Source organism: Streptomyces sp. CO7 (assembly GCF_053474865.1).
On record NZ_JBRIOU010000002.1, the window covers coordinates 1319221 to 1323730 of the forward strand.

Annotated in this window: 4 protein-coding genes; 1 reads left to right on the top strand and 3 read right to left on the bottom strand. The window is 72.8% G+C overall.

Annotated elements, in window-relative coordinates; translation table 11 throughout:
* The 3 genes from ACOV8S_RS08000 to zwf form a co-directional block, all read right to left on the bottom strand.
* Positions 1 to 356: NAD(P)-binding domain-containing protein (locus tag ACOV8S_RS08000; RefSeq protein ID WP_448316964.1), on the bottom strand; the 356-nt coding region annotated here is incomplete at its 3' end.
* 40 nt (positions 357 to 396) lie between these two features.
* The gene (gene opcA, locus ACOV8S_RS08005; RefSeq protein ID WP_448316965.1) at positions 397 to 1353 is read right to left on the bottom strand and encodes a glucose-6-phosphate dehydrogenase assembly protein OpcA; all 957 of its coding nucleotides are present in this window, start codon (positions 1351 to 1353) and stop codon (positions 397 to 399) included.
* The gene (zwf, locus tag ACOV8S_RS08010; protein ID WP_448316966.1) at positions 1350 to 2939 is read right to left on the bottom strand and encodes a glucose-6-phosphate dehydrogenase; all 1590 of its coding nucleotides are present in this window, start codon (positions 2937 to 2939) and stop codon (positions 1350 to 1352) included. Before zwf ends, opcA begins: the two co-directional genes overlap by 4 nt.
* A 196-nt stretch (positions 2940 to 3135) precedes the next feature.
* On the opposite strand from zwf, the gene ACOV8S_RS08015 reads away from it, so the two are divergent.
* Positions 3136 to 4473, top strand: coding sequence for a 6-phospho-beta-glucosidase (locus tag ACOV8S_RS08015; protein ID WP_448316967.1), 1338 nt, complete (start codon positions 3136 to 3138; stop codon positions 4471 to 4473).
* Positions 4474 to 4510: the final 37 nt, after the last annotated feature.

Below are 4510 nucleotides of genomic sequence, written 5' to 3' on the forward strand. Positions count from 1 at the left end.
GCCAGGCCGTGCACGCCGCCGGAGACGCCGCAGTCCACGAAGCCGATGCCCTTCTCGGCCAGCTCCGCGGCGTGCTTCTCGTCGTCCGTCCAGCGCGAGTTCCCGCCGTCGACCACCACGTCACCGGCGTCGAGCAGACCGGAGAGCTCGTCGATCACGGACTGCGTCGGCGGGCCTGCCGGCACCATCACCCACACCACGCGCGGCGCGGTCAGCGAGTCGGCCAGTTCGGCCAGGCTCGCCACGTCGGAGAGGTCGGGGTCGCGGTCGTACCCGATGACCTCGTGACCCGCCCGGCGGATGCGCTCGCGCATGTTGCCGCCCATCTTGCCGAGACCGATGAGTCCGAGCTGCATGTCGTTCACTTCTTCCTCTGGTTCGGGGGTTCGCCGGCCGTCAGACGGCTCGGGACTCCGCGGGAGCGTCGGCGGCACCGGAGGTCGCCCCGGCGCCGCGCAGGGCGATCTCGTACATGTCGTCGGCGTCCAGGCGCCGCAGCTCCTCGGCGATCAGCTCCGAGGTCGGCCGGATCTTCAGGGCCAGGCTGCGCGGCGGCTGACCGGGCAGGGTGAGCGTGGCGAGCGGACCGTCCCCGCGGACCACGGACACCTCGCCGCTGTCGGTCTCCAGCCGCACCGCCGTGATCGCCGGACCCGCCGACGGCCCGACCTCGCCGGGAACCCCCAGCCGGGCGCGCAGCCAGCGCAGCAGCAGCTCCGCACTCGGATTGCCCGGCTCCGCCTCGACGGCCACCGAGCGCACCGGCGCGTGCTCCTGGTCCAGCGCGGCGGCGAGCGCCGAACGCCACAGCGTCAGCCGGGTCCACGCGAGGTCCGTGTCGCCGGGCGCGTACGCGGCGGCCCGCTTCTCCAGCTCGGCCAGCGGGTCCGGGCAGGCGTCCATGTCGGTGATCCGGCGCTGGGCCAGCGCGCCCAGCGGGTCCTGGGACGGGTTGTCCGGGGCGTCCACCGGCCACCACACCACCACCGGCGCGTCCGGCAGCAGCAGGGGCAGCACCACCGACTGGGCGTGGTCGCGCACCTCGCCGTAGAGCCGCAGCACCACCGTCTCGCCCGGCCCGGCGTCGGCCGCCAGCCGCACCTCCGCGTCCAGCCGCGAGTGGGTACGGTCGCGCGGGCTGCGCGGATGACGGCGGATCACCACCACGGTGCGCGAGGGGTGTTCCTGCGAGGCCTGCTGCGCCGCCCTCATGGCGTCGTAGGCGTACTCCTCGTCGATCACGACCACCATGGTCAGCACCATGCCGACGGCAGGCGTGCCCGAGGCCCTGCGGGCCTGGAGCAGGGCCTTGTTGACGTCTGTGGCCGTGGTGTCGTTGAGGTCCAGTTTCATGGCCTGCGCCAACTCCGTCCGTCTCGTGCGAGCATCTCGTCGGCCTCCGGGGGACCCCAGCTGCCCGCCGGGTACTTGGCGGGCACACCGTGGGTGGCCCAGTACTCCTCGATCGGGTCCAGGATCCGCCAGGACTCCTCGACCTCCTCGGTGCGCGGGAACAGGTTGGCGTCGCCCAGCAGCACGTCCAGGATGAGCCGTTCGTAGGCCTCCGGGCTGGACTCGGTGAAGGACTCGCCGTAGGCGAAGTCCATCGAGACGTCCCGGATCTCCATGGAGGTGCCCGGAACCTTGGAACCGAACCGTACGGTCATGCCCTCGTCCGGCTGGACCCGGATCACGATCGCGTTGGAACCGAGCTCCTCGGTCGCCGTCGAGTCGAACGGCGAGTACGGGGCGCGCTGGAAGACCACCGCGATCTCGGTGACCCGGCGCCCCAGGCGCTTGCCGGTGCGCAGGTAGAAGGGGACGCCCGCCCAGCGCCGGTTGTCGATCTCCAGCTTGACCGCGGCGTAGGTGTCGGTCATGGAGGACGGGTCGATGCCGTCCTCCTCCAGATAGCCCAGCACCCGCTCGCCGCCCTGCCAGCTCCCCGTGTACTGGGCGCGCACCGTGTGCTCGCCCAGGTCCTGCGGAAGCTTGACCGCCTTGAGGATCTTGAGCTTCTCGGTGAGCAGCGACTCGGCGTCGAAGGCGGCGGGCTCCTCCATCGCGGTCAGCGCGAGCAGCTGCAGCAGGTGGTTCTGGATCACGTCCCGGGCCGAGCCGATGCCGTCGTAGTACCCGGCCCGGCCGCCGATGCCGATGTCCTCGGCCATCGTGATCTGCACGTGGTCCACGTACGACCGGCTCCAGACAGGTTCGAACATCTGGTTGGCGAAGCGGAGCGCCAGGATGTTCTGGACGGTCTCCTTGCCGAGGTAGTGGTCGATCCGGAACACCTGGTCGGGAGCGAAGACCTCGTGCACCAGCGCGTTCAGGGCGCGGGCGCTGGCCAGGCCGTGGCCGAACGGCTTCTCGATGACCGCGCGCCGCCAGGAACCCGGAGGAGCCTCGGCCAGTCCGTGCTTCTCCAGCTGCTGCACCACCCGGGGGAAGAACCGGGGCGGCACCGACAGGTAGAAGGCGTAGTTGCCGCTGGTGCCGCGGGAGGTGTCGAGCTGCTCCACGGCCTCGCGCAGCTGCTCGAAGGCGTGGTCGTCGTCGAAGTCGCCCGGGACGAAGTGCATGCCCTGCGCCAGCTGCTGCCAGACCTCCTCCCGGAAGGGGGTGCGCGCGTGCTGTTCCACGGCGTCGTGCACCACCTGGGCGAAGTCCTGGTCGGCCCACTCACGGCGGGCGAAGCCGACCAGGGAGAAACCTGGTGGCAGCAGCCCCCGGTTGGCGAGGTCGTACACCGCGGGCATCAGCTTCTTGCGGGACAGGTCGCCCGTGACGCCGAAGATGACGAGTCCGGACGGGCCCGCGATCCGGGGGAGCCGGCGGTCGCGGGGATCACGCAACGGGTTGGCCCGGCCCAGGAGAGGGCCGTCGGCCCCGCGCGGCGCGGCGCCCACCGTTCCGGTCGCTTCGGTCAATGTGATCATCTACTTTCTCGTCGGACGGGTGAGGGCCGAGTACCGCGCCCGGCAGCGGCCATGCGGGCGCGGCGCCCTCCCGCACCATCCGGGCAGGTCAGGACGGGGTCGCCGGTCACCCCGGAAGGGGTTCCCGTCCTGACGCCGCCCCACACCGCGCCGGATCGCGCGTCCCTCCCACAGGCCCCCGCGTTAGGTTGGCGGGATGAGGCTCACGATCGTTGGTGGGGGCGGCTTCCGCGTGCCGCTCGTGTACGGAGCGCTGCTGGCCGACCGGGCACCCGGACGCGTCACCCGTGTGGTGCTGCACGACGTCGACGCCGGGCGGCTGGCCGCCGTCGGCCGGGTGCTCGCCGAGCAGGCCCGGGAGGTGCCCGACGCGCCCGAGGTGGTCACCACCACCGACCTGGACGACGCGCTGACAGGAGCGGACTTCGTCTTCTCGGCGATGCGGGTCGGCGGCCTCGAGGGCCGGGCCGCGGACGAGCGCGTCGCCCTGGCCGAGGGCGTCCTGGGCCAGGAGACCGTCGGGGCGGGCGGCATCGCCTTCGGTCTGCGCACGGTCCCCGTGGCGGTGGACCTGGCCCGCCGCGTGCGGCGCCTCGCCCCGGACGCCTGGGTCATCAACTTCACCAACCCGGCCGGCCTGGTCACCGAGGCCATGTCCCGCACCCTCGGCGACCGGGTGATCGGCATCTGCGACTCCCCGGTGGGCCTCGGCCGCCGCCTCGCCCGGGTCCTCGGCGTCGACCCGGCCCGCGCCTTCGTCGACTACGCCGGCCTCAACCACCTCGGCTGGGTCCGCGCCGTGCGGGTGGACGGCCGCGACCAGCTGCCCCGGCTGCTCGCCGACCGCGAGCTGCTGGAGTCCTTCGAAGAGGGGCGGCTGTTCGGCGCCGACTGGCTGCAGGCGCTGGGTGCGATCCCCAACGAGTACCTGCACTACTACTACTTCAACCGGGAGACGGTCGACGCCTACCGGCGGGCCGAACGCACCCGCGGGGTCTTCCTGCGCGACCAGCAGGCCCGCTTCTACGACGAGGCCGGCCGGCCCGGAGCGCCCGCGCTCCAGCTGTGGAACCGCACCCGCTCCGAGCGCGAGGCCACCTACATGGCGGAGAACCGGGACGCGGCGGGGGCCGGGGAGCGCGAGGAGGAGGACCTCTCCGGCGGCTACGAGAAGGTGGCACTCGCCCTGATGCGGGCCATCGCCCGGGACGAGCGGGCCACCCTGGTCCTCAACGTCCGCAACCGCGGCGCCCTGCCCGGACAGGACGACGACGCGGTGGTCGAGATCCCGTGCCTGGTGGACGCGAACGGAGCGCATCCGCCGGCCGCCGCCCCCCTGCCGCAGCACGCGGCCGCCCTGGTGTCCGCGGTCAAGGCGGTGGAACGGGAAGTGATCACCGCCGCCCTGACGGGCTCCCGGGCCGCCGCGGTGAAGGCCTTCGCACTGCACCCGCTGATCGACTCCGTCGCCGTCGCCCGGCGGCTGATGGACGGTTACCAGGAAGCCCATCCGGGCCTCACCCGTCTCGAGTGAGGCCCGGCACCGGCTCCCCCCGTCATGGTGGGGCGGG